Below are 26,662 nucleotides of genomic sequence, written 5' to 3' on the forward strand. Positions count from 1 at the left end.
ACCTCCGGAGCTGCCAACCGACCATTAACTTGAGGGTAATGGTTCGCTCTTCGCCTTGATTGATGCCTGCCCTGCGTAGGCCTATGGTTCCACCACGACATCCCCGCCGTGGAGGCCCCATGACAACGACAATCACCCCCGAGCCACAGTGGACGCGGCGGCGTAGCGAGAAACAGCGGCGTCTGGCGCAAGTGCTCGGCCTGGCCGACGGTGTGGTGTTGCCCACCGACGGCATCGTCGCGGCCCTCGAAGCGCTGCTGATGCCCGGCGACCGGGTGGTGCTGGAGGGCAACAACCAGAAGCAGGCCGATTTCCTTTCGCGCTCCCTGGCCCAGGTTGACCCCGGTACACTGCACGACCTGCACATGATCATGCCCAGCGTGGGCCGGCCGGAGCACCTGGACCTGTTCGAAAAGGGCATTGCGCGCAAACTCGACTTTTCCTTCGCCGGTACCCAGAGCCTGCGCATCAGCCAGTTGCTGGAAGATGGCCTGCTGGAAATCGGCGCCATTCATACCTACATCGAACTGTACTCGCGGCTGGTGGTGGACCTGATCCCCAACGTGGTGCTGTCGGCCGGGTTCATGGCCGACCGCCAGGGCAACATCTACACCGGCGCCAGCACCGAGGACAGCCCGGCGCTCATCGAGCCTGCGGCCTTCAGCGACGGCATCGTGATTGTCCAGGTCAACCAGCTGGTAGACGACGTCAGTGACCTGCCGCGCGTGGACATCCCCGCCTCTTGGGTAGACTTTGTGGTGGTGGCCGACCGGCCGTTTTACATCGAGCCGCTCTTTACCCGTGACCCGCGCCACATCAAACCGGTGCATGTGCTGATGGCGATGATGGCCATTCGCGGCATCTACGAAAAACACAACGTGCAGTCGCTGAACCACGGCATCGGCTTCAATACCGCGGCCATCGAACTGATCCTGCCCACCTATGGCGAGTCCCTGGGCCTGAAGGGCAAGATCTGCCGCAACTGGACGCTCAACCCGCACCCCACCCTGATCCCGGCCATTGAAAGCGGCTGGGTGCAAAGCGTGCACTGCTTCGGCACCGAACTGGGCATGGAAAGCTACATCGCCGCCCGTCCCGACGTGTTCTTCACCGGGCGCGACGGCTCCATGCGCTCCAACCGCATGTTTTGCCAGCTGGCGGGCCAGTACGCCGTTGACTTGTTCATCGGCGCCACGCTGCAAGTGGATGGCGACGGCCATTCATCCACGGTCACGCGAGGCCGCCTGGCCGGTTTCGGTGGCGCCCCCAACATGGGCCATGACCCGCGCGGCCGTCGCCATGGCACCCCCGCCTGGCTGGACATGCGCCGCCCGGGCAGCGACGACGCCCACACCTTGCTGGAGCGTGGGCAGAAGCTGGTGGTGCAAATGGTCGAGACCTTCCAGGAGGGCGGCAAACCGACCTTCGTCGAAACCCTGGACGCCGTTGACGTGGCGAAGAAGACCGGCATGGCCCTGGCGCCGATCATGATCTACGGCGATGACGTCACCCACTTGCTCACCGAAGAAGGCATTGCCTACCTGTACAAGGCCCGCTCGCTGGAAGAGCGCCAGGCCATGATTGCCGCAGTGGCCGGCGTTACCACCATTGGCTTGCGCCACAACCCCAAGGATACCGAGCGCATGCGCCGCGAGGGTTTGATTGCCCTGCCCGAGGACCTGGGCATCCGTCGCACCGATGCTACCCGCGAGTGGCTGGCGGCCAAGAGCATTGCCGACTTGGTGGAGTGGTCGGGCGGCCTCTACAACCCACCTGCCAAATTCAGGAGCTGGTAATGCACGCGCTCATTGCACCACCCAAGGGTGCCACCCTGGCCGAGCGGTTGGCGGACCTGGCGGTAGACGCGCTGATTGACGAGGCCGACCTGTCGCCCAAACCGGCGCTGGTGGACCGGCGTGGCAGCGGTGCCCATAGCGACTTGCACCTGGGCTTGATGCACGCGTCGGCGCTGTCGTTGTGGCCGGCGTTCCAGGCCATGGCCGAGGCCGCGCTGGCGGCGCCCATTGATGTGGCGCTGCGTGAAGCGTTGGGCCAGCACGGGCGTGATGGCGAAGCCGACATGATGCGTACCACCGGCGGGGTAAATACCCATCGCGGGGCTATCTGGGCGCTGGGCCTGCTGGTGGCTGCCGCTGCGCTGGCGCCGGCCGACCTGAGCGCGATTGCGCTGGCCGAACGCGCCGGTGCGCTGGCACGCTTGCCCGACCGTCAGGCGCCGCAACCGTTGAGCCACGGCCGCGTGGTCGAGCAGCGTTACGGTGCCGGTGGCGCCCGCGCCGAAGCCCAGGCCGGGTTTCCGGCCATTATCACCCGTGCCTTGCCGCAACTGCGCGCCAGCCGCCAGGCCGGGCACGGCGAACAGAACGCCCGGCTCGACGCCTTGCTGGCGATCATGGCCACGTTGGCCGACACCTGCGTGCTTTACCGCGCCGGGCCTGATGGCCTGATCGTGATGCAGCAGGGCGCGCAAGCGGTGCTGGATGCCGGTGGCAGCGGCACCCTGGCAGGCCGACGCCGGCTGCACGAACTCGACCAGCAACTGCTGGCGCTCAACGCTTCGCCGGGCGGTGCCGCCGACCTGTTGGCCGCCTGTCTGTTCATCGATCGCCTGGAACGTGGCGAGCATTCACGGAGCCTTGCCTGATGGAAACCCTGTCTTTTCAATTCCCCGCCGGACAACCGGCCCGTGGTCGCGCCCTGGTGGGCTGTGTGGGCTCGGGCGACCTGGAAGTGCTGCTCGAACCCGGCCAGGCCGGCACGCTGGCGATCCAGGTGGTGACCTCGGTCAACGGTGCTTCGCAGCGCTGGGAGCAACTGTTCACGCGCATGTTCAGCGGCCAGCCGATGCCGGCGCTGCGCATCGACATCAATGATTTCGGCGCTACCCCGGGCGTGGTCCGCTTGCGCCTGGAGCAGGCCCTGGAGGAGATCGGCCATGACTGACACCGCACGCCTGTTGCAACGGCACAGCTTCATTGAACTGGGCGCCCGGCAACGGGCCAAGGCGCTGCTGGACGCGGGCAGCTTTCGTGAGCTGATCGACCCCTTCCAGCGAGTCATGTCGCCTTGGCTTGAGCGCCAGGGCGTAGTGCCCCAGTCCGACGATGGCGTGGTAGTTGCCAAGGGCACCATCGGCGGGCGCCCGGTGGTATTGGCGGCCATCGAGGGCGCCTTCCAGGGCGGTAGCCTGGGCGAGGTCGGCGGCGCGAAGATTGCCGGCGCGCTGGAGCTGGCGGCCGCAGACAACCGCAAGGGCACCGCCACGGCCGCTGTACTGCTGCTGGAAACCGGTGGCGTGCGCCTGCAGGAAGCCAACCTGGGCCTGGCGGCCATCGCCGATATCCATGCTGCGATTGTCGACCTGCGTCAGTATCAGCCGGTCATCGGCGTAATTGCGGGCAGCGTCGGTTGCTTTGGCGGCATGTCCATCGCGGCCGGGCTGTGCAGCCAGCTGATTGTCACTCGTGAAGCGCGGCTGGGCCTCAATGGCCCACAGGTGATCGAACAGGAAGCCGGCATTGCCGAATACGATTCCCGTGACCGGCCGTTCATCTGGAGCCTGAGTGGTGGCGAGCAGCGCTTTGCCACGGGGCTGGCCGACGCCTATGTGCAGGATGACGTGGCCGAGATTGCCGCCAGCATCGCCAGCTGCCTGGCGCAGGGCGTGCCAGCATCGCTGCGCAGCCGCCAACATGCCGGGTACCTTGAGCGTCTTGGCCAGGTGGATATTCAGGCGCAGGTCGATAGCCAGCCGGTTGCGCAACCTTCCGTTCGTGGCTTGAACTGGTTCACCGCGTTGACCGCCAATACGCGTCCCGTGCCGGGCTTGCCCGCCTCGGTCATGGCCGCCGACACTGAAACGGCACGCTTTATCGCTGTCATTGCCGACCCCTCCAACCCTTTCCCCCGGGCCCGTCAGGGCGAAGTCGGCCTGCTGGAAGGCTGGGCCCTGGCCAAGGCCGTTGGCCAGGTGGTTGAAGCTGACCGCGATGCGCCCTTCAAGCGTGCGCTGATCGCGATTGTCGATGTGCCGAGCCAGGCCTATGGGCGCCGCGAAGAACAGTGGGGCATTCACCAGGCGCTGGCGGGCGCCGCCGATGCTTACGCCAGTGCCCGTCTGGCCGGCCACCCGGTGGTGGCGTTGCTGGTGGGCAAGGCCATGTCCGGGGCGTTCCTGGCCCACGGTTACCAGGCCAACCGCCTGATTGCCCTGCGTGACCCGGGGGTGCAGGTTCACGCCATGGGCAAGGCCTCGGCGGCGCGGGTTACCCAGCGCACTGTTGAGGCACTGGAAGCCTTGGCCGCCAGCGTGCCGCCCATGGCTTATGACATCGACAGCTATGCCAGCCTGGGCCTGCTGTGGGAAACCTTGTCGGTGGCCCGGATCGAGCAGCCGGACGCCGACGATATCAGTCGCGTGCAAGCCTGCCTGGCGCAGGCCCTGGCCGATATTGCCGAGGGCGGACGTGACCTGTCCGGGCGCCTGGGTGCGGCCAATCGGACGGCGTCGGCGAAGGTGCGTCAACTGCTGCGCGAGCAATGGCAGTGATACGCCCTCATGACCTGCTCTGGGGCATGACCCCGGCGCACCTGGCCAGCGATGCGCCGGCCTGGGTGGCCTGTGCCCTGGCCGACGGCCAGCCGGTAGTGGTACGCCGTGGGCGGGGCGGTCCGGGTCTGGTCGCGGTGGGCGTGCGCGGGGTCAGCCGCGATCAGCGCCATGCCGGCTGCATGCCGTTGGCGGCCGTGAGCCGCCAGGTAAGCCCGGAGCAATTGAGCCACAGCATCGGGCTGCGGGACTGGCCCGCGTTGCAGGCGCTGTACCGGCTGCGTGATCGCCTGGACGATTTCGGCCTGGTGTGGGGCGTGAGTGGCGGTGCCGGCTTCGAGTTGGCCAGCGGTTTCGCCGCCCTGCATGCAGGTAGTGACCTGGACTTGATCATGCGTACCCCCGAGCCGTTGTCTCGCGATGCCGCGCGCCGCCTGCTGGGCATGCTGGAGCCGGCAGTAGACCTGCAATTGCAAGCGCCCGCTGGCGCAGTGGCCTTGCGCGAGTGGGCCGGCCCAAGCCGCAAGGTCTTGCTCAAGGCCGCCGATGGTGCGCGGCTGGTGGATGACCCCTGGGGCGTGGCGGCATGAGCACCTTGCTGGTATTCCCCGGCCAGGGCGCGCAGCAGCCGGGCATGCTGCATGCCTTGCCGGTACATCCTGTGGTGCAGGCTTGCCTGGATGAGGCGAGCGCGGCGTTGGGCCAGTCTGTGCTGGAACTGGACAGCGCCCGGGCGCTGGCGGCCACCCGGGCCGTGCAGCTGTGCCTGCTGGTGGCGGGCGTCGCCTGCGCGCGCGTGTTGTTGCGCGATAGCCCCCCGGCGGACTACGTGGCGGGGCTGTCCATTGGTGCCTATCCCGCCGCGGTGGTGGCGGGCGCGCTGGACTTTGCCGACGCCGTGCGCCTGGTGGCGTTGCGCGGCGAACTGATGCAGGCCGCTTATCCACAAGGCTATGGCATGACCGCCATCGTCGGCGTGGAGCTGGGCCGGATCGAGCAACTGCTGGCCGCCGCCGAGGGCCCCGTATTCCTGGCCAACATCAATGCCGACAACCAGATAGTGATCGCCGGCAGCCAGGACGCGATGGCTGCCGTAGCGCGCCAGGCCAAGGCCCAAGGTGCGGCCCTGGCCAAGCCGCTGGCGGTTAGCGTGCCGTCCCATTGCCCGTTGCTGCAGGCTCCCGCCGCGCAGTTGGCCGAAGCCTTTGCCAACGTGACCGTGCAGCCACCGAAGATTCGCTACCTCAGCGGCACCACCGCGCGCCCCATCGTGCAGCCGGACAAGCTGCGCGATGACCTGGCCTTCAATATGTGCCGCGTCGTCGACTGGCGCGCCCTGGCTCGCACGGCCTTCGAGCGCGGGGTGCGCCTGCAGATCGAGATGCCACCCGGCAGCGTGCTCACCGGCCTGGGCCGTCGCACCTTCACCGACGGCACCGTGATCGCCTGGCAGGGCGCCCGCCTGGACACCCTGCAAACCCTGATGCAGGAGGAAACCCGCCGACCTCAATAACCTTGTGGGAGCGGACTCTGCCCGCGACGACCATACCGCAGGGTGCCTGACACACCGCGGTGGCTTTCGCGGGCAGAGCCCGCTCCCACAGACAGTGCTCCCATGACAAGAACAACAACCATGCAAACCGAGGACAACAATAATGATTATTTACGGTGTGGCATTGCTGGCTATCTGCACGCTGGCAGGGGTGATCACGGGCGACATGCTCGGGGTGCTGCTGGGGGTGAAATCCAACGTGGGCGGGGTCGGGATCGCCATGATCCTGCTGATCTGCGCCCGGCTGTACATGGGCAAGCAAGGCGGCCTGAGCAAGGACTGCGAAATGGGCGTGGGCTTCTGGGGCGCGTTGTACATCCCCGTGGTGGTAGCGATGGCCGCACAGCAGAACGTGGTCACCGCGCTGCATGGTGGCCCGGTGGCGGTGATCGCGGCCATTGGCTCGGTGCTGATCTGCGGCTCGACCATTGCCCTCATCAGCCGCACCCACAAGGGCGAGCCGTTGCCGCCCGAAGTGCCGCCAGCCGTTGAACCGGCGGGGGCGCACTGATATGTGGAACCTTATCGAACATGCGCTGGAAGCCAACGGCCTGGTGACGGCCTTTGCCTTCGTGGGGATAGTGATGTGGGTATCGGTGCAACTGTCACGGCGCCTGACTTTTGGCCGTGTGCACGGCTCGGCGTTTGCCATCGTCATTGGCCTGGTGCTGGCCTGGGTGGGCGGCACCCTGACCGGTGGGCAGAAGGGCCTGGCCGACCTGTCGCTGTTTTCCGGCATTGGCCTGATGGGCGGCGCCATGTTGCGCGACTTCGCCATTGTGGCCACGGCGTTTGAAGTGCAGGCGACCGAGGCGCGCAAGGCGGGCTTCATTGGCGCGTTCTCGCTGCTGCTGGGTACCTTGCTGCCGTTCATTTTGGGTTGCTGCGTGGCCTGGGCCTTTGGTTACCGCGACGCCGTCAGCATGACCACCATTGGCGCGGGGGCGGTGACCTACATCGTCGGCCCGGTGACGGGCGCGGCCATTGGTGCCAGTTCGGATGTGGTCGCTTTGTCGATCGCCACCGGCCTGATCAAGGCCATTCTGGTAATGGTGGGCACACCCATGGCGGCGCGCTGGATGGGCCTGGACAACCCGCGCTCGGCGATGGTGTTCGGCGGCCTGGCCGGCACAGTCAGCGGTGTGACCGCAGGCCTGGCAGCTACGGATCGGCGGTTGGTGCCCTACGGGGCGTTGACCGCGACCTTCCACACCGGCCTTGGCTGCCTGCTGGGCCCTTCAGTGCTGTACTTGGCCGTGCGCGCTGTAATGGGCACCTGAATACCGTAGCAGCGGACTGTGCCCGCGACGGCCTCACCGCGTACCGCCTGGCACACCTCGGCGCCTGATTCGCGGCCACGGGCCGCTCCTACCGTACGGCGGGGCCTGCAGAGGCAGCCGCCTGTCAACGGTCGAGGCGGTTGGTGTACATGCGGCATTCGGCAAGCAGCGCCAGCAGGTTGGGGTCGCGCTCCTTGGCTTTCAGGAACACCACGCCAATGTGCTGCTGCAGGTGATAACGGGCCTGCAGCGGCACCAGGCGCACGCGGTTTTCATAAACGGCGGCCACGCGCCCCGGCAGCAGGGCATAGCCCACGCCGGAGCTGACCATGCTCAGCAAGGTGAAGATGTCATTGACCTGCATGGCCACCTTGGGCTCGAAGCCAGCCTGGCGGAATACCCGCACGCCATCCTGATGGGTGGCGAAGCCCTGGGTAAGGGTGATGAAGGTGCTGTCGCGCAGGTCGGCCAGGTCCACCTCGGCAAGCCCGGCAAAGGGTGAGTCGACCGGGGTGGCCAAAAAGATGTCATCGGAAAACAGCGGCAGTTGCTCGCAGTCCGGGTCGCTGACGGTTTCGTCCAGCGACACCAGGATGGCGTCGGTCTCCATGTTCTTGAGTTTGTACAGCAGGTCGATGTTGGAGCCCAGGATCAGGTCGATGTTCAGCTCGCTGCGCCGCAGTTTCAACCCCATGATCAACTGGGGCACGGTCTTTACCGTCAGCGAGTACAACGAGCCCAGGCGAAAACGCTCGGCCGAGAAGCCGGCCGCCTCGCGGGTCAGGCGCACGGCGCCCAGCACATCCTGCACCAGCTTCTGCGCGTGTTCTTCCAGTACGTAGGCGCTTTCCAGCGGTGTCAGGTTACGCCCCTCGTGCTTGAACAGCGGGCAGCGCAAAGCGCTTTCCAGGGAATGAATGGCGCGGTGCACGCTGACGTTGCTGGTGGACAGCTCAGCCGCCGCCCGGCCCAGATTGCCGGTGCGCATGAAGGCCAGGAAAATTTCCAGTTTCTTCAACGTCAATTCTTCATCGATCAACATGACACTGGCTCTGTTAGGGTAGAGAGGATTGTGCTCGCGAACAGCATGATCGATCCAATCGAAACCAAGGAGGAACGACTGCATGTATCACGGCGAACGGTTCAACGCCTGGACGCACCTGGTCGGCGCAGTACTGGCTTCCATTGGCGCAGTGTGGATGCTGGTGCTGGCAAGTATCCAGGGCGATGTGTGGAAGATCGTCAGCATGGCGATCTATGGGGTAACCCTGGTCATTCTCTACAGCGCCTCGACGGTGTACCACAGCGTGCGCGGACGCGCGAAGGTGATCATGCAGAAGGTCGATCATTTATCGATCTATCTGCTGATTGCCGGTAGCTATACGCCTTTCTGCCTGGTGACCTTGCGCGGGCCGTGGGGCTGGACCCTGTTCGGCATTGTCTGGGGGCTGGGGGTGATCGGCATGCTGCAAGAGATCAAGCCGCGCTCTGAAGCGCGGGTGATGTCCATCGTCATTTACGCGGTGATGGGCTGGATCGTGCTGGTGGCGGTCAAGCCGTTGCTGGCCACCCTGGGCACCGCAGGCTTTGCCTGGCTGGCCACGGGCGGTGTGCTGTACACCGTGGGCATCATCTTCTTTGCCTACGACAGGCGCTTCCGCCACTGGCACGGCATCTGGCACCTGTTCGTGATTGCCGGCAGCCTGCTGCACTTTGTGGCGGTGTTCTTCTACGTCCTCTAGAAATCGCCCCACAGCTGCTGCGCAACGGCCAATGCCACCACCGGTGCAGTCTCGGTACGCAGCACGCGCGGGCCCAGGCGTGCCGAGTGAAAACCGGCCGCCTGGGCCTGGCTGACCTCAGCGTCGGACAGGCCGCCTTCAGGGCCGATCAGAAAGGCCAGGCTGGCCGGTTTTTCATGGCTGACCAGTGGCTCGGCCACGGGGTGCAGCACCAGTTTGAGTTCGGCGTCGCAGGCTTTCAGCCAATCGGCCAGCACCAGCGGTGGGTGAATGACCGGCACGGTTGAGCGCCCGCACTGTTCACAGGCGCTGACAGCGATCTGCTGCCAATGAGCCTGGCGTTTCTCGGCGCGTTCATCCTTGAGGCGCACTTCGCAGCGCTCACTGACAATCGGGGTGATTTCGCTGGCGCCCAGTTCGGTGGCCTTCTGGATGGCCCAGTCCATGCGTTCGCCACGGGACAGGCCCTGGCCCAGGTGAGTCTTGAGCGACGATTCAGGCTGGCCGGCGAAGGCCTCGTCCAGTTGCACGCGCACGCGCTTCTTGCCAACTTCCAGCAAGGCACCGCGGTATTCCTGGCCGGAGCCATCGAACAGCTGCACCGCATCGCCCTCGGCCATGCGCAGCACGCGACCGATGTAGTGGGCCTGGGCTTCAGGCAATTCGTGCTCGCCCAGGCTCAGGGGCGCGTCGATGTAAAAGCGGGAGAGTCTCATGGGGTGTCTCTGAATATTGTGGAGGATTCTTCGCGGGCAGCGCCCGCTCCCACAGGGATTTGAGGTACCTGTGTGGGAGCAGGCTCTGCTCGCGAAGAGGCCATCAAGGTCTAGCCCGGGTCGCGGAAGTCGGGGTGGAAGTCGCTCGGCACGGCCACGCTGATGCTGGTGCGGGTGGCGATGTCGATGCCTTCGCTGGCCACTTCGGCGAGGAAGTCGATCTGCTCCGGGGTGATGATATAGGGGGGCAGGAAGTAAACCACGCTGCCCAGCGGACGCAGTAACGCGCCACGGGTCAGGGCATGGTTGAACACCTGCAGGCCACGCCGCTCCTGCCAGGGGTAGGCGGCCTTGGTGGCCTTGTCCTGGACCATCTCGATGGCCAGTACCATGCCGGTCTGGCGGATCTCCGAGACGTGGGCGTGGTCGGCCAGATGCGCGGTGGCGCTGGCCATGCGCGTGGCCAGGGCCTTGTTGTTCTCGACCACGTTGTCCTGTTCGAAGATGTCCAGGGTCGCCAAGGCCGCCGCGCAGGCCAGCGGGTTGCCGGTGTAGCTGTGCGAGTGCAGGAAGGCGCGCAGGGTGGGGTAGTCGTCGTAGAAGGCGCTGTACACGTCGTCGGTGGTCAAGCACGCCGCAAGGGGCAGGTAGCCACCGGTCAAAGCCTTGGACAGGCACAGGAAGTCCGGGCGGATGCCGGCCTGTTCACAGGCAAACAGGGTGCCGGTGCGGCCAAAGCCCACGGCGATTTCGTCGTGGATCAGGTGCACGCCGTAACGATCACAGGCGTCGCGCAGCAGCTTGAGATACACCGGGTGGTACATGCGCATGCCGCCGGCGCCCTGGATCAGCGGCTCGATGATGACGGCGGCGACGCTGTCGTGATGCTCTGCCAGGGTCTGTTCCATGGCCTGGAACATGTTGCGCGAATGCTCTTCCCAGCCCATGCCTTCGGGGCGCAGGTAGCAGTCGGGGCTCGGCACCTTGATGGTGTCCAGCAGCAACGGCTTGTAGGTTTCGGTGAACAGCGGCACGTCGCCCACGGCCATGGCAGCGATGGTTTCACCGTGATAGCTGTTGGTCAGGGTGACGAAGCGCTTCTTGTTCGGCTGGCCGCAGTTGACCCAGTAGTGGAAGCTCATTTTCAGCGCCACTTCGATGCAGGACGAACCATTGTCGGCGTAGAACACCCGGTTCAGGCCTGCGGGGGTCATCTTCACCAGGCGCTCGGACAACTCGATCACCGGCTGGTGACTGAAGCCGGCCAGGATCACGTGTTCCAGTTGGTCTACCTGGTCCTTGATGCGCTGGTTGATACGCGGGTTGGCATGGCCAAACACGTTGACCCACCAGGAACTGACGGCGTCGAGGTAGCGTTTGCCCTCGAAGTCTTCCAGCCAGATGCCTTCGCCGCGCTTGATCGGGATCAGCGGCAGTTGTTCGTGATCTTTCATTTGGGTGCAGGGGTGCCACAGGACCGCGAGGTCGCGTTGCATCCACTGGTTGTTGAGGCCCATTTCTCTCTCCTGGCAGCGGCGAATTCGCCATGCTCGGCAAACAATCGCGCAAGCCTATGCAATGCCTGCCCCGGGGGCAACCGCCAGGGATGAAACATCGATGGGCGTTAACGCCCCCTTAACGCTTCAGTTCTATGATCTTCTATCGTGTATCTCGATATTTCAAAGCGAAATTTTCCGCTTTAATTCGATAGATAAAAAGCTAGTCTTTGTATCAGAACTTACAGGGTGGCCGTGATGCAGTTACGCAATTCAACTTCTCGCTATGGCGGGGTCAGCATCTTCCTGCACTGGGGCGTGGCCCTGGCCGTATTTGGCCTTTTCGCCCTGGGCTTGTGGATGGTCGACCTGGGTTATTACGACCCCTGGCGCAAGGCGGGGCCCGACCTGCATAAAAGCATTGGCCTGACGTTGTTCTTCTTCATGCTGCTGCGCGTGGTGTGGCGCTTCATCAGCCCACCGCCGCCGCCCCCGCCCACCCAGGGCCGGCTGACGCGAATAGCCGCCAAACTGGGGCATGCCTTCCTTTACCTGGACCTGTTCCTGGTAATGGCGGCCGGTTACCTGATATCCACCGCCGATGGCGTGGGCATCCCGGTATTCGGCTTGTTCGAAGTACCCGCGCTGATCAGCGGCCTGCCCAACCAGGCAGAAACCGCCGGCGACGTGCACCTGTACCTGGCCTGGATCCTGGTGATCTTCGCAGTGCTCCATGGCCTGGCCGCCTTGAAACATCATTTCATCGACCGTGACGCGACCCTGGTACGCATGCTGGGCCGCAAAGGCTGACGCTCAACTCCACTCAAGGAATACCGCACATGTTGAAAAAGACACTGGCCGCTTTGGCTCTGGGTACTGCACTGCTGACGGCCGGCCAGGCCATGGCTGCCGACTACACCATCGACAAGGAAGGCAACCACGCCTTCATCAACTTCAAGATCAGCCACCTGGGCTACAGCTTCATCTACGGTACCTTCAAAGACTGGACCGGTACCTTCAGCTTCGATGCTGCCAAGCCTGAAGACAGCAAGATCAGCATCACCCTGAACACCAAGAGCGTCGACACCAACCACGCCGAACGTGACAAGCACATCCAGAGCAAGGACTTCCTGGAGACCGACAAGTACCCAACCGCTACTTTCGTGTCCACCAGCGTCAAGCCAACCGGCAAGAATGCTGATGGCAAGCTGACTGCCGACGTGACTGGCGACCTTACCCTGCACGGCGTGACCAAGCCAGTCGTGGTCAAGACCACCTTCCTGGGTGAAGGCAAGGATCCATGGGGCGGCTACCGTGCCGGCTTTGAAGGCACCACCACCATCAAGCGTTCTGATTTCGGCAAGATGATGGACCTGGGCCCGCAGTCCGACACCCTGACCCTGGACATCACGTTCGAGGGCGTGCAGAAGAAGTAATTTCTTCGGCGCAAAAAAACCGCAGCCAATGGCTGCGGTTTTTTTATGCCTGTCGCAATTCGCTGCGATCCCTGCCGTGGGAGCCGGTTCTACCCGTGAAGAATACAACCGGGTGCGCCTGATGCACCGCGGGGTGTTCTTAGCGGGCAGAGCCCGCTCCCACAAGGTTCGCAGCCAATAACCGAACCATCAGCCTTCGCGGTTGCGGGTCAGCAGCGCGGGCTTCTCGCCGTTGCGACGGCTCGGCAGCGACTCCAGCTGTTCCAGTTGCTCGGCAGTCGGGAAACGATCGATTTTCGATTCCTTGTGCACGATGCGTGGCTGGTTTTGCGGCGCGCGCGAGTTGCTTACCGCAGGTTCCGAACGCGGTTGCTCGTCACGGGGCGGGCGACGGTTGCGGCCGCCACCGTTGCTGTCGCGACGCGGCTGGCCGTCACGGGCACCGCCACCATTGCTGCGCGGGCCGCTGCTGCGCTTGTCGCCAGCCGGTTTGCCAGCGGCAGGTGCACCGGTGCGCGGGGCAGCCGGGCGACCTTGGCGTGGAGCTGGAGCCGAGGCCGGAGCTGCGCCACCGGCGGCAGCCGGGGCACCCGGGCGACGGTTGCGGCCCTGGTTCTTGTTCTGGTACGGGCTGACGTAGTCGGCGCGGTTACCAAAATTGTCAACTTCGTCATCCAGGAACTCGTCCGGCGCGCGGTTGGCAGAAGCTACCTCAGGCTTTGGAGTGGACTGGGCCTGACGTGGCTTCTGGTCACGGGGTTGGCGTTCAGAACGCGCCCCGGCGGGCTTTTCCTTGCCTTGCTCCTTGCCCTGGTCCTTGCCTGGCTGGGGCGCGGCTGCACGGCGCTCCTTGCCACGGTCCTTGCCTTTGTCCTTGCGGCCGGCACCACCACCATCGGTCTTGGCACCGTCACCGCGCGGAGCGCGGGCGTTGCGCGGGGCGTTGGCCTGAGGGCGCTCACGCACCTCGGGTTTCTCGGCCTCTACTGCGGTGATGTCGAAGCCCATCAGATCGCCGTCCGGGATCTTCTGCTTGGTCATGCGCTCAATGCTCTTGAGCAGCTTTTCCTCGTCCGGGGCGACCAGCGAGATGGCCTCGCCGCTGCGACCAGCACGGCCGGTACGGCCGATACGGTGCACGTAATCTTCATCGACGTTGGGCAGTTCGAAGTTGACCACGTGGGGCAACTGGTCGATGTCCAGGCCGCGGGCGGCGATGTCGGTGGCAACCATGATGCGTACCGAGCCGGCCTTGAAGTCGGCCAGGGCCTTGGTGCGCGCGTTCTGGCTTTTGTTGCCGTGGATGGCCACGGCGCTCAGGCCATGCTTTTCCAGGTACTCGGCCAGGCGGTTGGCGCCATGCTTGGTACGGGTGAACACCAGCACCTGTTCCCAGGCACCCTGGGTGATCAGGTGGGCCAGCAGCGAGCGCTTGTGGCTGGCCGACAGGCGGTAGACCCGTTGCTCGATGCGCTCAACCGTGGTGTTCGGCGGGGTGACTTCGATGCGCTCGGGGTTGTGCAGCAGCCTGCCGGCAAGGTCAGTGATGTCCTTGGAGAAGGTGGCCGAGAACAGCAGGTTCTGGCGCTTGGCTGGCAGGCGTGCCAGCACCTTCTTGACGTCATGGACGAAGCCCATGTCGAGCATGCGGTCGGCTTCGTCAAGCACGAGGATTTCCACGTGCGACAGGTCGACGCTGCCCTGGCCGCACAGGTCGAGCAGGCGGCCTGGGCAGGCCACCAGCACGTCGACGCCGCGGGACATGGCCTGGACCTGTGGGTTCATGCCAACGCCGCCGAAAATGCAGGCGCTGACGAACTTCAGGTCACGGGCGTAGATCTTGAAGCTGTCGTGCACCTGTGCCGCCAGTTCGCGGGTAGGCGTGAGGACCAGCACGCGCGGTTGGCGTGGGCCATGGCGCTGGGATTTGTCCGGATGACCGTTGGGAAACAGCCGTTCCAGGATCGGAAGGGCGAAACCACCGGTTTTACCAGTACCTGTCTGAGCCGCGACCATCAGGTCGCGACCTTGCAACACGGCGGGAATAGCCCGCTGTTGCACCGGAGTAGGCTGGGTATAGCCCGCCGCCTCGATGGCGCGGACTAAAGCCTCGGAGAGACCGAGGGAAGCAAAGGACATGAGTAATCCTGTTCTAGTGAGGGCGTTGCCCAATGGGAATCTTGCCTGGCGCGACGGGTGCATGGGGGCACTATCGCGTCCGGTCCTGCCGGGCCTTCAATGCGCATCCGGACCTGGCTGAGCGGGCGTGTGCCGGGCAGTCGAGCGGGTCGGGATGCCTTTTGCAAGGCCGGGCGTCCGGGCGTAAGCCTGGCGGGAAGGTCGGAGTATAACAGAGCAATCACAGTGCGCCGCTTTCCTGCTGCTCAACGGTTTTATCGGCCGTTGTCGGGCTGGAGTAACGGGCCATCAGTTGAGCATAGGCCGGTTCACGCTTGAACCGGCGCAGCTCAACGGAAAAGCGCAAGGCCAGTTGGTCCATGCCGGCGCCGCGGCGCACGGCCAGATACTGGCGTTCGCGGCTGACCACCAGCGGCAAGGCGCTGACCTGGCCTTCCAGGCCCATGGCCTGCAGGGTGAAATTGCCGACCCGCAGGTCGGTGATGATCAGGTCCACACGGTGGCGTATCAGCTTGCCGAAGTTGGCTTCCTGGCTGGCGGCGGCTTCGCGTTGGAACTCGCTGGCCTGCATGAAGGCATCGCCGTAGTTGTAACCGGCCGATGTGCCCACGGTCAGCCCCTGCAGGTCGGCCAGGCTGGTCACGTCATGAGGTTTGTTCGCGGCCTGGAACAGCACGAACTGTACGTCGGACAGCGGTTCGTCGGGGTAGAGCAGGGTGGCTTCGCGTTCGGGGGTACGGAAAATGTCCAGCACGCCATCGGCCTCGCCTTGCTCGAGCATGGCCAGGCAGCGCTTCCACGGCAGGAACTGCCACTGGATATCCACGCCCAGGCGCTCGAACACCTTGGCTGTCACCTCATAGTCGATGCCCATGCCCTGGCCGTTGCGCTGGTAAGCGTAGGGCGCCCAGGGGTCGGTGACAATGCGCAACTTCTCGGCCTGGGCGTTCAAACTCAGGCAAGCGAGGAACATGGCTGTCAGCAGGGAGAGGTAAGCAGGCATTGCCGGAGAGTACGATGCCGCAAGAGGCCATGCAATCCTCGGCTGCGGGGGCGGGCTCTGCCCGCGAAGAGCTCACCGCGGTCTACCTGAGGATTGCGGTGCATTCTTCGCGGGTAGAACCCGCTCCCACGAAGGGCTGGATCAACGGGGGAGCTTGAGGTTGTTCCACACCGCCAGGCTGGCTTCGGCCTGGTTCAGCGTATAGAAGTGCAGCCCCGGCGCGCCGCCGTCGAGCAGTTGTTCGCACATGCGGGTAATCACCTCTTCGCCAAACGTCTGGATGCTGCCGACGTCATCGCCGTAGGCTTCCAGCTGCTTGCGCACCCAGCGCGGGATCTCGGCGCCACAGGCGTCGGAGAAACGGGCCAGCTTGCTGTAGTTGGTGATCGGCATGATGCCCGGCACGATCGGGATGTTCACGCCCAGTTTCTGCACGCGCTCGACGAAGTAGAAGTAGCTGTCGGCGTTGAAGAAGTATTGGGTGATGGCGCTGTCGGCACCGGCATTGGCCTTGCGCACGAAGTTCTTGATGTCGTCTTCGAAGTTGTGCGCTTGCGGGTGCATTTCCGGGTAGGCGGCGACTTCGATATGGAAGTGGCTGCCGGTTTCGGCACGAATGAACTCCACCAGGTCATTGGCGTGACGCAGTTCGCCGCTGGCCATGCCCATGCCCGAAGGCAGGTCGCCACGCAGTGCCACGATGCGCTTGATGCCGGCATCCTTGTACTGCGCCAGCAAGCCGCGCAGGTCGGCCTTGCTGTCACCCACGCACGACAGGTGCGGAGCGGCCGGGACCTTCACTTCGTTTTCCAGCTGCAGCACGGTGTTGAGCGTGCGGTCGCGGGTAGAACCACCGGCACCGTAGGTGCAGGAGAAGAAATCGGGGTTGTAGCCAGCCAACTGGCGGGCAACGTTCAGCAGTTTTTCATGCCCAGCATCGGTCTTGGTGGGGAAGAACTCGAAGCTGAAGCGGCGTTCCTGAGACATGATTACACCTATCTGGAAACTCGAAAGCCGAAAGGCCCTGAAGCTTGCCTGTGGGACCGGGCTCTGCCCGGGAAAAGGACACTACGGTGCTTGAGTTGCACTGCGGTGTCTGGTTCCCGGGCAGAGCCCGGTCCTACAAAGCTCCAGGTCCCTTTCGGACTGCGCCAATCAGTAGCGGTAGGCGTGAGGCTTGAACGGGCCTTCCACGGTTACGCCAATGTAGTCGGCCTGCTGCTTGGTCAGCTTGGTAACCACGCCGCCGAAGCCGCGTACCATTTCCAGGGCCACTTCTTCGTCGAGTTTCTTCGGCAGTACTTCAACGGTCAGGCGCTCGGCTTTCTTGGCGGGCGACAGGTCGGCGTATTTCTGGTCGAACAGGAAGATCTGCGCCAGTACCTGGTTGGCGAACGAACCGTCCATGATGCGGCTTGGGTGACCAGTGGCGTTACCCAGGTTCACCAGACGGCCTTCGGCCAGCAGAATCAGGTAGTCATCGTTCTGAGCATCGAAGGCGCCCGGGCCGGTACGGTGGATCTTGTGTACCTGTGGCTTCACTTCTTCCCATGCCCAGTTCTTGCGCATGAAAGCGGTGTCGATTTCGTTGTCGAAGTGACCGATGTTGCATACCACGGCGCGCTTCTTCAGGGCCTTGAGCATGTTCGCATCGCAGACGTTGACGTTACCGGTGGTGGTGACGATCAGGTCGATCTTGCCCAGCAGGGCCTTGTCGATGCTGGCTTCGGTACCGTCGTTTTCACCGTCGATGAACGGCGAAACCAGTTCGAAACCGTCCATGCAGGCTTGCATGGCGCAGATCGGGTCAACTTCGGTGACCTTGACGATCATGCCTTCCTGACGCAGGGATTGGGCCGAGCCCTTGCCCACGTCACCGTAGCCGATCACCAGGGCTTGCTTGCCCGACAGCAGGTGGTCGGTGCCGCGCTTGATGGCATCGTTCAGGCTGTGACGGCAGCCGTACTTGTTGTCGTTCTTGCTCTTGGTTACCGAGTCGTTGACGTTGATGGCCGGGATTTTCAGCTCGCCCTTGGCCAGCATGTCCAGCAGGCGGTGTACGCCAGTGGTGGTTTCTTCGGTCACGCCGTGGATGCGATCCAGCATGGCCGGGTATTTCTTGTGGATGATTTCGGTCAGGTCGCCGCCATCGTCCAGGATCATGTTGGCGTCCCAAGGCTGGCCATCCTTCAGGATGGTCTGCTCGATGCACCACTCGTACTCTTCTTCGGTCTCGCCCTTCCAGGCGAACACAGGGATGCCGGCGGCGGCGATGGCGGCAGCGGCCTGGTCCTGGGTGGAGAAAATGTTGCAGGACGACCAGCGAACTTCGGCACCCAGGGCCACCAGGGTTTCGATCAGCACGGCGGTCTGAATGGTCATGTGGATGCAGCCAAGGATCTTCGCGCCCTTGAGCGGTTGCTCACCGGCGTATTTGCGGCGCAGGCCCATCAGTGCAGGCATTTCCGATTCGGCGATGATGGTTTCGCGGCGGCCCCAGGCGGCCAGGGAAATATCGGCAACCTTGAAATCGTTGAAACCTGCAGGCGTAAGTACAGCGCTCATGAAGAGCCTCCATTCGTAATGTGCGAATGGGCGCCGTTGTGCGTTTAGAGCCCGTACGGACCAACCGTGCGGGCAACGCCCCATCCGAGCCTGACAGGAATCCCTGCTGCAGCGCCCCTCGGACAGGTGGCGGGAACGACCGGGAAAGACGATGGCCGTTTTTTTGGAACGGGGGCGATTATATAGAGGAAGGCGGCGCTTCCCAAGGCTTTCCGACAACAACTGCCCGAAGGTTTATCGCCCTCATAGCCATAGTCCAATGGAGGCGTGGGCTAAGGTCTGAGATGATGGGCGCATCAACCGCAACATGGCCTGGAGTGAACATGAACTTCCACACCCGCAAGTGGGTAAAACCCGAAGACCTGAACCCCAACGGCACCCTGTTCGGTGGCAGCCTGCTGCGCTGGATCGACGAAGAGGCGGCGATCTACGCCATCGTGCAGCTTGGCAATCAGCGCGTGGTGACCAAATACATTTCCGAGATCAACTTCGTCAGCGCCTCGCGCCAGGGCGACATCATCGAGCTAGGCATCACGGCCACCGAGTTTGGCCGCACCTCGATCACCCTGATGTGCGAAGTTCGCAACAAGATCACCCGCAAAAGCATCCTCACCGTCGACAAGATGGTCTTCGTCAACCTGGGCGAAGACGGCCTGCCGGCGCCCCATGGCCGCACCGAGATCCGCTACATCAAGGATCAGTTCGAGGGTGAAGGCGTAGAGTGACCTTGGCTATGTGGCAGCGGGCAGAGCCCGCTCCCACAAGAGCAACTGCTCCTTATCAGGATTGCAGGTCAGTGTGCCACTTCCTCTTGCGGGGTATCGCGCGTCACGCTTTTCACCAGCTTGCCGATGCTCAACCCCTGCAGCAGGATCGACGACAGCACCACGATGTAGGTGATGCTCAGTAGCAGGTCGCGTTCCGGGCCCACTGGCAACGCCAGCGCCAGGGCGACCGACACGCCACCGCGCAAGCCTCCCCAGGTGAGAATGCGGATGGTGCCCCGTGGCACGCTGCGCCAGCGGCGCAACAGCAGGATGGCCGGCGCCACGGTCAGCAGGCGCGACAGCAGGATCGCCACCGCCAGCACGCTGGATGCGACAACGTGCATCCAGGAAAACGGCAACAGCAGCAACTCCATGCCGATCAGGGCGAACAGCAAAGCGTTGAGCATGTCATCCAGCAGCTCCCAGAAACCATCCATGTAGCGGCGGGTCATGTCGTTCATGGCTAGCTTGCGGCCCAGGTTGCCGATGATCAAGCCGGCAGTGACCATGGCGATGGGCGCCAAAACGTGCAATTCATAGGCCATGGCCGAGCCACCAATGACCAGCGCCAGGGTCAGCATGACCTCCACCTGGTACTGCTCGATGCTTTTGATCATGCGGTACACCACGTAGCCGATCAGCGCGCCAAACAGCACGCCACCTATGGCTTCGTGAACGAACAGCATCGCGGTTTCACCCATCGTTGGCGTTTCGCCTTGCTGGGCAATGCCCAGCAGTACGGTGAATACCACCACGGCGGTACCGTCGTTGAACAGCGACTCACCGACAATAGTGGTTTTCAATGGTTTGGAAGCGTTGGCCGTGCGCAGCACGCCGAGTACCGCAATGGGGTCGGTGGGCGAAATCAGCGCGCCGAACAGCAGGCAATAGAGAAAGCTCACGTGCCAGCCGAACAGGCCGAAAATCCAGAAGGCCAGGGTGCCAATCACCAGCGTGGCAATCAATACCCCGAAGGTGGCCAGTAGGCCAATCGGCCAGCGGTAGCTGCGCAGGTCGCTGAGGTTCACGTGCAGGGCGCCGGCGAACAGCAGGAACGCCAACATCCAGTTCATCAGCAGGTCGCCGAAATCGATCTGGCCGATAAGGGCCTGCACGCGTGCCTCAAGGCCCGGGTAGCCGAGCACGCTCAAGCCTTGCAGCAGCAGTGAAAACATCAAGGCAGTGACCATCACGCCGATGGTGGGCGGCAGGCCGATAAAGCGAAAATTGACGTAAGTGAGCAGGGTGGTGAGGCAGATAAAGGCGGCGACTAACTCGAGCATCCGGGCTCCCATGGTGGTGTGACAATTAAAGCGCAGCGGCGCCATGTACAAGCTTGGACGGTTCGGTAACCTTTGGTGACACAGGCACGAATGTCGCAGTTGTTACAAACTCTTGCGCAGAGTTGCCTGACTGCCTCGGACACGCGCTAAGATGCCTGCGTACACTTACTCCCTTGCCAGCCATAAGCTAAGGATTGTCATGACTGTTGCCTTCTGGTGTGTGTTGATTGCCATGGTGTTGCCGTTCGTTTGCACCAGTATTGCCAAGTTCAGTGGTGGCAAGTTTGGCCCACGACAAAATCACGACCCGCGCACCTTTCTGGAAAAACTCGAAGGCTTTCCCAGGCGGGCCCACGCAGCCCAGCAGAACAGCTTCGAGGCATTCCCGGCATTTGCTGCCGCGGTGATCATTGCCTATATCTGCCACAACGCCCAGCAGGTGACCATGGACGTATTGGCGGTGATGTTTATTACCAGCCGCCTGCTATACATCATCTGCTACCTGGCCGATTGGGCCATGCTGCGTTCACTGGTGTGGTTTGTTGGCCTGGGGCTGATTGCCAGTTTCTTTTTCGTTTCGGTCTGATCGAACACCATGACAATCAAGACGCTTACCGTGCTAGCCCTTACATGCCTTACGCTGAGCGCCTGCGGCGGCGTTGACCCCAATTCCCCGCTGGGTCAGCGCAAGGCCATTTTCAAGCAAATGTTGCACACCAGCGAAGACATGAATGGCATGTTGCTGGGCCGCCTGCCGTTCGACGGCGCGCAGTTCGCGGCCAGTGCGGTGAAGCTCGATCAGTTGGCGCAGCAGCCCTGGCAGCATTTCCCCAAGGTGCGTGAAGAAGACCATACGGCGGCGAAGGCCGATGTGTGGGAGAAACAGGCGCGGTTCCAGGAACTGGCGCGGGCGCTTGAGGCGTCGACCGCGCAGTTGGTGCTGGCTACGCGAGCCCAGCCGCTGGAGGCCACGGGGCTGGATGGGCCGATGCAGAAGGTGGAAGGCAGTTGCAAGGCGTGCCATCGCGAGTTTCGCGATCATTGATTGCAGATATCGCAGTCGCACCGCCCTTGTAGCGGCTGTCGCAAGGCTACAAGGTTTACTTATCCAATTCGTCCAGCGCCTGCTGCAGTTCCTTGCGCGACTCGGCCAGCTTGTCCTTGCGCGAGTTGATCTTGTCCGAGTCGCCTTTCTTCATGGCCTTGTCCAGGTCGGCCTGGCGCTTGGCAACTTCGTGACGGGCGTCGAGCACCTTGTTCTCGCGCTCTTTCTGCAAGCCGGCGTCCGTGCAGTTGGCCTTGTTTTCGTCCAGCGCCTTGGTCAGGCCAGTCTGCTGGGCGCTGTTGCCCTGGGCGCGGGCCTGGTCGAGCTGGTTGCTGATGGCTAGGCGCTTGGCTTCGCAGCCTTTGATGTCGGCGGTGTCCTGGTCTGCGGCCAGCAAAGGGGCAGACACAGCGCAGCAAAGGGTTAGCGCTGCAAGGAAAGGTAGGGTTTTCATGGTGACTCCGTTCAAGGACCGCGCTATTGGAAACCTTATTGAAGCCATTGTCTGTAGGAAGTTTCCTGGTTGCCTGTAATAAAAACCTCGCGGCAGCGGCTAAAGGTCATCCGCTACAGGAACCCTGCTATGCCGGCGGTGGCCAATTGGTCCGCCAACTGCACCACGGGCGGGTGACGGAAAAACCTGGCCAGTTGCTCGGCCCTGGTTACGCCGATTCCGGGTTGTTCGCGCCATTGCGCGGCGTCGCGCTCGCTTAGCGTTTGCCAGTTGTCAGCAGCGTTCAATTGCACCCCGGCGGGAACCCCGAGGGCGGTGAGCCATTGGCCGAAACTGCGCTGGCGTGCCAGGGCAAAGCTGGCCAGCAGGCGCTCGCGGCTACGTCCGGCCATGCCTGGCATGCCCAGCAGGTCATCATCGGTCAGTGCCAGCCAGTCCAGCAGGCCATTGACATGGCCGTGTTCGACCAGGCGACCCCAGGTGCCGGGGCCCAGGTGCGGCAGGTCCAGCGCACGTTTGTCCGCCAGCCAGGTCAGCCTCGCGCGAAACTGGTCTTCGCACCCGGGTTGAGGCTGCCAACAGCTCAGGGCGTGGTAAAGCGCAGCGTCGGGTGGCTGTATGTCGAGGCGCTCCGGGCTGCGCCATATGACGGTGTCGAGGCGCGGAATGGTCAAACCAGCCAGGTCGATGGCCACCTGATCGCCAGGCCGGATATCCAATGTTTGCCAACGGTTCAGCGAACCAACGCTTACGCGCCGCACCGTGCGATCGTCCAGGCGCACTGGCAACAGTTCGAGAATGGGAGTAATCCGTCCGCTGCGGCCAATACTGAATGTCACCTCGCGAACCTCGGCCAGGGCCTGGGCATAAGGGTATTTCCAGGCGGCTATCCAGTACGGCACTTTGGCCTGCCAGCGTGCGGCGGGCGGGCGAAGGCTTTGGCGCAGGATAAGGCCGTCGCTGGCGAACGGCAGTGGGCTGTTGTACCAGTGGTCACGCCAGTGGCTGGCGTCTTCGACCGATTCAATGGGCTGGCTGTAGTCTGCCGGCTCGGCAAAGCCCAGCTCCTTCAGCCCGGCAAGGCGTTCGGGCAAGGTGGGCGGGCCGTCCGGCCAGTCCCAGGCAAACAGGCCCAAGGCGGCGCCTTCCTCGGCGCTGAGTGACTTGCGCGCCATCAACCCGGCCACCTTGCTGCGCGCATTGTCGCTGCCGGCGGTTGCTTGCACATGGCCGTCATAGCGCCAATACAGCTCGCCCTGCAGCACCAAATCTACAGCCCGTGGCAATGTGGCGGGCAGGGCGGCGATGGCGTGCGCGGCGGCGGTCCAATCATGCCCCTGGGTGCCGTCACCGCGGCTGATCAGCTGTTGCAGGCGCCCCTGGCGATAGACCAGGGTGACGGCCACGCCATCGACCTTGGGTTGCACCCACACATCCTGCTTGCCGGCGAGCCAGGTGGCAACGCTGGCCTGTTCGGCATGCTTGCTGACACCCGTATGGGCGACGGGATGAGGTACTGGGCCTGAGGCCGTGGCAAGGGGGGCGGCAATCGCGCCGGTGACGGCGGGGAAACAGCGGTACCAGTGTTCCAGGCGCAAGCGCGACTGGTCATAGAGCTCGTCGGCGATGGGCGATACGCCCTGGCGATGGTAGTGGTCATCCCACTGGCTGATTTGCGCGTGCAATGCGTAGATCTGGCGCTGGGCGCCGGCGGTGTCCCAGGTTGGGCATTCATTGCCCAGGGCGATGGGTGACAGCAGGGCGAGCAACAGCAGCAGGGCTTTCATTGTCGGCGTCCTTGCGCGACAGCAGGAACCCCTAGCCTAGGAAAGCTTTGTCACTGGCGCCCGGCTGTCTGGTTACCGGGTGCTACGGCTTCAGCGGTTGGCTGGCGCGTCGTGGTGGACCTGGGTGTTGCGAGCCTGGGGCTTGTGCTTGGGCGTTGGCGCCTTCTTCACTACCTGCTTGTGCTGCAACTGCGTGTGCGGAGCCTTGTGCACCTGTACCTGGTTGTTGTGACTGTCGGGAGCATTGGCCATGGTAGCCATGTTGGCGGCCTGGGCGTTGATGGCAAACAGGCCCAGCAGGGCGGCGGCGGGGGCGAACAGCGAAATGCGCATCGGAACCTCAAATTCGGAAATAGACACAGCCCGCAAAGGGCAGGCATATGAGCAAAAAAGCCCCGGCCAGTTTCCCGGCCAGGGCTTTTTATTTAGTGTCGGTCTTGTTACAGGCCGGCAGCGGCACGCAGGGAGGCGGCACGGTCGGTGCGTTCCCAGGTGAAGGTAGTGAAGGTGTCGTCACCCACGGTCACTTGCTCCGGGGTACGGCCGAAGTGGCCGTAGGCCGCGGTGCGCTGGTACATCGGGTGCAGCAGGTCGAGCATGGTGGTGATCGCGTAAGGGCGCAGGTCGAAGTGCTCGCGGACTAGGTTGATGATCTTGTCATCGCTGATCTTGCCGGTGCCGAAGGTGTTGATCGAGATCGAGGTTGGCTGGGCCACGCCGATGGCGTAGGAAACCTGGATCTCGCAACGGTCGGCCAGGCCTGCGGCCACGATGTTCTTGGCCACGTAGCGACCGGCGTAGGCGGCCGAGCGGTCAACCTTGGATGGGTCCTTGCCCGAGAACGCGCCGCCACCGTGGCGAGCCATGCCGCCGTAACTGTCGACAATGATCTTGCGGCCGGTCAGGCCGCAGTCGCCAACCGGGCCGCCGATGATGAAGTTGCCGGTGGGGTTTATGTGGAACTGCGTGTCGCTATGCAGCAGTTCGGCCGGGATCACCTTCTTGACGATCTCTTCCATCACGCCTTCACGCAGGTTGGCGTAGGAGACGTCCGGGTTGTGCTGGGTCGACAGCACGATGGCGTCAATGCCCACCACTTTGCCGCCTTCGTAGCGGCAAGTGACCTGGGACTTGGCGTCCGGGCGCAGCCAAGGCAGCAGGCCCGACTTGCGGGCTTCGGCCTGACGCTCTACCAGACGGTGCGAGAAGCAGATCGGCGCTGGCATCAGCACGTCGGTTTCGTTGCTGGCGTAGCCGAACATCAGGCCCTGGTCGCCGGCGCCCTGATCTTCAGGCTTGCTGCGGTCAACGCCCTGGGCGATGTCCACGGATTGCTTGCCGATGATGTTCATTACCGCGCAGGTGGCGCCGTCGAAGCCGACTTCGGAGCTGTTGTAACCGATGTCGACGATGACCTTGCGGACGATGTCTTCCAGGTCTACCCAGGCCGAAGTGGTCACTTCGCCGGCGATGATGGCCACACCGGTTTTCACCAGGGTTTCGCACGCGACGCGGGCGAACTTGTCTTGGGTAATGATGGCGTCCAGCACCGCATCAGAAATCTGGTCGGCGATCTTGTCCGGGTGCCCTTCAGATACGGACTCGGAGGTGAAAAGTGAATATTCGCTCATCTCGACGGTTTCCTAAATTTACCGATGGTGAGTGTCGCCAGCCGGCCGCTGAAAATGGCGGACCTGAATCTGGAAACCATTACGTAAGCCCACATAGAGGCTTTCCCCGGGAACCAGTCCCGCAGCAGTAGCCCAAAAGGCCAGATCTTCCTGTTCAAAACCTAACCAGAGGTCGCCGCAGGCTTCTTTTGCCCAGCTCTGGTTATGGCTGCACAACTCGGTTACCAGCAGGCTGCCGCCTGGTGTCACCCGCGCAGCCAATTGCTTGAGCGCCGCGGCAGGTTCCGGGAAGTGGTGGAGCACCATGTTCAGGACCACGCAGTGGGCCTGTACGGTGATGTCGCCCAAGGCATCGGCCAGGCGCAGCTGGACGTTGTCCAGTTGTTCGCGTTGGCAGAGCTGGCGGGCCAGTTCAAGCATTTCGGCGCTGTTGTCCAGCGCGGTGACCTGGGCGAAACGACGGGCCAGGTCGGGCAGGAACGCGCCGTCCCCCGGGCCTATCTCCAGGGCGCTGGCGTGCTCGCCGAAGCTGAGCTTGTCCAGCAGCGCCAGGACGCTTTCGCGGTATTGCGCCAGGCCGGCGATCAGGTCCTGCTGTGCACGGAATTTTTCTTCCATGCGCGAGAAAAAGTGTTCGCTGGCGGCAGCGCGCTGGCACTGCACCAGGGCCATGCGTGCCTGGGCATCGGCAGGCAAGTCAAGGTCGTCGACCTCGTCCAGCAGCGCGGCGTGCAGGCGCCCGCCCAATACCGCGGCATCGGGCAGGGCGCGGCGGTAAAAAATCGCGTTGCCTTCGCGGCGGGTAGCCACCAGGTTGGCCTGGGCCAGAACCTTGAGGTGGTGGCTCATGCCCGACTGGCCGATGGCGAAGATCTGCGCCAGTTCCAGCACGCCAAACGAATCGTTGGCCAGCGCGCGCAATACATTAAGCCGCAGCGGGTCGCCGCCGGCCTTGCACAGGGCGGCCAGCTCGTCGCTGTATTCATGGCGGATTGCAGGCGCGGGTAGATTCATAAGTTCGGCAGTCTAGTCAGCGAAATCGCCCTCGGCAATAGCAATATCAAAAAGTTTTGATATTGGTCGATGGGTGGAGTCGATCAGCCGTAAATGCGGTCCACTGCATGTATACGTTGCAGGCCGGTCGGCATTTACCACCCGCCAGGCAGGAAAAACGCTGTGCAATGACTATCTGTCAT

Annotated in this window: 27 protein-coding genes, 1 pseudogene and 1 riboswitch; of the genes and pseudogenes, 15 read left to right on the forward strand and 13 right to left on the reverse strand. The window is 63.4% G+C overall.

What is annotated here, in order from left to right; translation table 11 throughout:
* The first annotated feature begins 119 nt into the window (after positions 1-119).
* The 9 genes and pseudogenes from mdcA (at position 120) to madM (ending at position 7,402) form a co-directional block, all read left to right on the forward strand.
* Positions 120-1,796, forward strand: coding sequence for a malonate decarboxylase subunit alpha (gene mdcA, locus PMM47T1_RS00980; RefSeq protein WP_008364926.1), 1,677 nt, complete (start codon positions 120-122; stop codon positions 1,794-1,796).
* Complete coding sequence (locus PMM47T1_RS00985; protein WP_008364927.1) at positions 1,796-2,665, forward strand: triphosphoribosyl-dephospho-CoA synthase; 870 nt, start codon at positions 1,796-1,798, stop codon at positions 2,663-2,665. The genes mdcA and PMM47T1_RS00985 overlap by 1 nt, the downstream gene beginning before the upstream one ends.
* Entirely contained in the window at positions 2,665-2,964 is a 300-nt protein-coding gene (locus PMM47T1_RS00990) for a malonate decarboxylase subunit delta (RefSeq protein WP_008364929.1), read from the forward strand. Before PMM47T1_RS00985 ends, PMM47T1_RS00990 begins: the two co-directional genes overlap by 1 nt.
* Positions 2,957-3,778, forward strand: a pseudogene (locus PMM47T1_RS30180) (biotin-independent malonate decarboxylase subunit beta); the annotation flags it as partial. The gene PMM47T1_RS00990 and the pseudogene PMM47T1_RS30180, both read left to right, overlap by 8 nt.
* A gap of 21 nt (positions 3,779-3,799) precedes the next feature.
* On the forward strand, positions 3,800-4,570 hold the full coding sequence (gene mdcE, locus PMM47T1_RS30185; protein ID WP_425225097.1) for a biotin-independent malonate decarboxylase subunit gamma: 771 nt from the start codon (positions 3,800-3,802) through the stop codon (positions 4,568-4,570).
* A complete protein-coding gene (locus PMM47T1_RS01000) occupies positions 4,561-5,160 on the forward strand; it encodes a malonate decarboxylase holo-ACP synthase (protein ID WP_008364933.1) in 600 nt (199 codons plus the stop codon). The genes mdcE and PMM47T1_RS01000 overlap by 10 nt, the downstream gene beginning before the upstream one ends.
* Positions 5,157-6,083 (forward strand): malonate decarboxylase subunit epsilon, encoded by a 927-nt coding sequence (mdcH, locus tag PMM47T1_RS01005; RefSeq protein ID WP_008364935.1) that lies wholly within the window; start codon positions 5,157-5,159, stop codon positions 6,081-6,083. The genes PMM47T1_RS01000 and mdcH overlap by 4 nt, the downstream gene beginning before the upstream one ends.
* 142 nt (positions 6,084-6,225) lie before the next feature.
* Positions 6,226-6,633, forward strand: a complete 408-nt coding sequence (gene madL / locus PMM47T1_RS01010) for a malonate transporter subunit MadL (RefSeq protein ID WP_008364937.1) — start codon at positions 6,226-6,228, stop codon at positions 6,631-6,633.
* A 1-nt stretch (position 6,634) separates the two neighbouring features.
* A complete protein-coding gene (gene madM / locus PMM47T1_RS01015; protein WP_008364938.1) occupies positions 6,635-7,402 on the forward strand; it encodes a malonate transporter subunit MadM in 768 nt (255 codons plus the stop codon).
* 124 nt (positions 7,403-7,526) lie between these two features.
* Here the strand turns inward: madM and PMM47T1_RS01020 are convergent, their stop codons facing one another.
* Positions 7,527-8,444, reverse strand: a complete 918-nt coding sequence (locus tag PMM47T1_RS01020; protein ID WP_008364940.1) for a LysR family transcriptional regulator — start codon at positions 8,442-8,444, stop codon at positions 7,527-7,529.
* An 82-nt stretch (positions 8,445-8,526) separates the two neighbouring features.
* On the opposite strand from PMM47T1_RS01020, the gene trhA reads away from it, so the two are divergent.
* Entirely contained in the window at positions 8,527-9,144 is a 618-nt protein-coding gene (trhA, locus tag PMM47T1_RS01025) for a PAQR family membrane homeostasis protein TrhA (RefSeq protein WP_008364942.1), read from the forward strand.
* Here trhA and PMM47T1_RS01030 read toward each other — a convergent pair.
* Positions 9,141-9,860 (reverse strand): 16S rRNA (uracil(1498)-N(3))-methyltransferase, encoded by a 720-nt coding sequence (locus tag PMM47T1_RS01030; RefSeq protein WP_008364944.1) that lies wholly within the window; start codon positions 9,858-9,860, stop codon positions 9,141-9,143. The genes trhA and PMM47T1_RS01030 overlap by 4 nt on opposite strands.
* Positions 9,861-9,970: 110 nt before the next feature.
* Positions 9,971-11,377: an adenosylmethionine--8-amino-7-oxononanoate transaminase gene (locus PMM47T1_RS01035; protein ID WP_008364945.1), complete on the reverse strand. Its 1,407-nt coding sequence runs from the start codon at positions 11,375-11,377 to the stop codon at positions 9,971-9,973.
* 237 nt (positions 11,378-11,614) lie between these two features.
* Here PMM47T1_RS01035 and PMM47T1_RS01040 point away from each other — a divergent pair, with 237 nt between their 5' ends.
* Positions 11,615-12,166: a cytochrome b gene (locus PMM47T1_RS01040; RefSeq protein WP_008364947.1), complete on the forward strand. Its 552-nt coding sequence runs from the start codon at positions 11,615-11,617 to the stop codon at positions 12,164-12,166.
* Positions 12,167-12,195: 29 nt separating this feature from the next.
* The gene (locus PMM47T1_RS01045; protein WP_008364949.1) at positions 12,196-12,792 is read left to right on the forward strand and encodes a YceI family protein; all 597 of its coding nucleotides are present in this window, start codon (positions 12,196-12,198) and stop codon (positions 12,790-12,792) included.
* A gap of 189 nt (positions 12,793-12,981) precedes the next feature.
* Here the strand turns inward: PMM47T1_RS01045 and PMM47T1_RS01050 are convergent, their stop codons facing one another.
* From PMM47T1_RS01050 to ahcY, 4 genes are all read right to left on the reverse strand, one after another.
* Positions 12,982-14,931 carry a DEAD/DEAH box helicase gene (locus PMM47T1_RS01050; protein WP_008364951.1) on the reverse strand — a complete coding sequence of 650 codons (1,950 nt, stop codon included), beginning with the start codon at positions 14,929-14,931 and terminating at the stop codon, positions 12,982-12,984.
* Between the two features lie 220 nt (positions 14,932-15,151).
* Complete coding sequence (locus tag PMM47T1_RS01055; protein WP_008364953.1) at positions 15,152-15,934, reverse strand: substrate-binding periplasmic protein; 783 nt, start codon at positions 15,932-15,934, stop codon at positions 15,152-15,154.
* A 141-nt stretch (positions 15,935-16,075) separates the two neighbouring features.
* Positions 16,076-16,921, reverse strand: coding sequence for a methylenetetrahydrofolate reductase [NAD(P)H] (gene metF / locus PMM47T1_RS01060; protein WP_008364955.1), 846 nt, complete (start codon positions 16,919-16,921; stop codon positions 16,076-16,078).
* A gap of 168 nt (positions 16,922-17,089) precedes the next feature.
* Complete coding sequence (gene ahcY / locus PMM47T1_RS01065) at positions 17,090-18,499, reverse strand: adenosylhomocysteinase (RefSeq protein ID WP_008364956.1); 1,410 nt, start codon at positions 18,497-18,499, stop codon at positions 17,090-17,092.
* Positions 18,500-18,520: 21 nt separating this feature from the next.
* Positions 18,521-18,625, reverse strand: a riboswitch (S-adenosyl-L-homocysteine riboswitch).
* A 197-nt stretch (positions 18,626-18,822) separates the two neighbouring features.
* On the opposite strand from ahcY, the gene PMM47T1_RS01070 reads away from it, so the two are divergent.
* Positions 18,823-19,224, forward strand: a complete 402-nt coding sequence (locus PMM47T1_RS01070) for an acyl-CoA thioesterase (RefSeq protein WP_008364958.1) — start codon at positions 18,823-18,825, stop codon at positions 19,222-19,224.
* 68 nt (positions 19,225-19,292) lie between these two features.
* Here the strand turns inward: PMM47T1_RS01070 and PMM47T1_RS01075 are convergent, their stop codons facing one another.
* Positions 19,293-20,549 carry a cation:proton antiporter gene (locus tag PMM47T1_RS01075; protein WP_008364960.1) on the reverse strand — a complete coding sequence of 419 codons (1,257 nt, stop codon included), beginning with the start codon at positions 20,547-20,549 and terminating at the stop codon, positions 19,293-19,295.
* Positions 20,550-20,748: 199 nt separating this feature from the next.
* Here PMM47T1_RS01075 and PMM47T1_RS01080 point away from each other — a divergent pair, with 199 nt between their 5' ends.
* Both PMM47T1_RS01080 and PMM47T1_RS01085 read left to right on the forward strand, forming a co-directional pair.
* The gene (locus tag PMM47T1_RS01080) at positions 20,749-21,135 is read left to right on the forward strand and encodes an MAPEG family protein (protein ID WP_008364961.1); all 387 of its coding nucleotides are present in this window, start codon (positions 20,749-20,751) and stop codon (positions 21,133-21,135) included.
* A gap of 9 nt (positions 21,136-21,144) precedes the next feature.
* The gene (locus PMM47T1_RS01085; protein ID WP_008364962.1) at positions 21,145-21,594 is read left to right on the forward strand and encodes a c-type cytochrome; all 450 of its coding nucleotides are present in this window, start codon (positions 21,145-21,147) and stop codon (positions 21,592-21,594) included.
* Between the two features lie 55 nt (positions 21,595-21,649).
* On the opposite strand, the gene PMM47T1_RS01090 is transcribed toward PMM47T1_RS01085, so the two are convergent.
* The 5 genes from PMM47T1_RS01090 to PMM47T1_RS01110 form a co-directional block, all read right to left on the reverse strand.
* Positions 21,650-22,048 (reverse strand): DUF1090 domain-containing protein, encoded by a 399-nt coding sequence (locus PMM47T1_RS01090; RefSeq protein ID WP_043300595.1) that lies wholly within the window; start codon positions 22,046-22,048, stop codon positions 21,650-21,652.
* A 113-nt stretch (positions 22,049-22,161) separates the two neighbouring features.
* The gene (ligB, locus tag PMM47T1_RS01095) at positions 22,162-23,835 is read right to left on the reverse strand and encodes an NAD-dependent DNA ligase LigB (protein ID WP_008364966.1); all 1,674 of its coding nucleotides are present in this window, start codon (positions 23,833-23,835) and stop codon (positions 22,162-22,164) included.
* 90 nt (positions 23,836-23,925) lie between these two features.
* Positions 23,926-24,168 (reverse strand): hypothetical protein, encoded by a 243-nt coding sequence (locus PMM47T1_RS01100; RefSeq protein ID WP_008364967.1) that lies wholly within the window; start codon positions 24,166-24,168, stop codon positions 23,926-23,928.
* 107 nt (positions 24,169-24,275) lie between these two features.
* Entirely contained in the window at positions 24,276-25,466 is a 1,191-nt protein-coding gene (gene metK, locus PMM47T1_RS01105; RefSeq protein ID WP_008364969.1) for a methionine adenosyltransferase, read from the reverse strand.
* 18 nt (positions 25,467-25,484) lie between these two features.
* Entirely contained in the window at positions 25,485-26,480 is a 996-nt protein-coding gene (locus PMM47T1_RS01110; RefSeq protein ID WP_008364970.1) for an ArsR/SmtB family transcription factor, read from the reverse strand.
* Positions 26,481-26,662 lie beyond the last annotated feature (182 nt).

Source organism: Pseudomonas sp. M47T1, assembly GCF_000263855.1.
Classification (GTDB): Bacteria; Pseudomonadota; Gammaproteobacteria; order Pseudomonadales; family Pseudomonadaceae; genus Aquipseudomonas.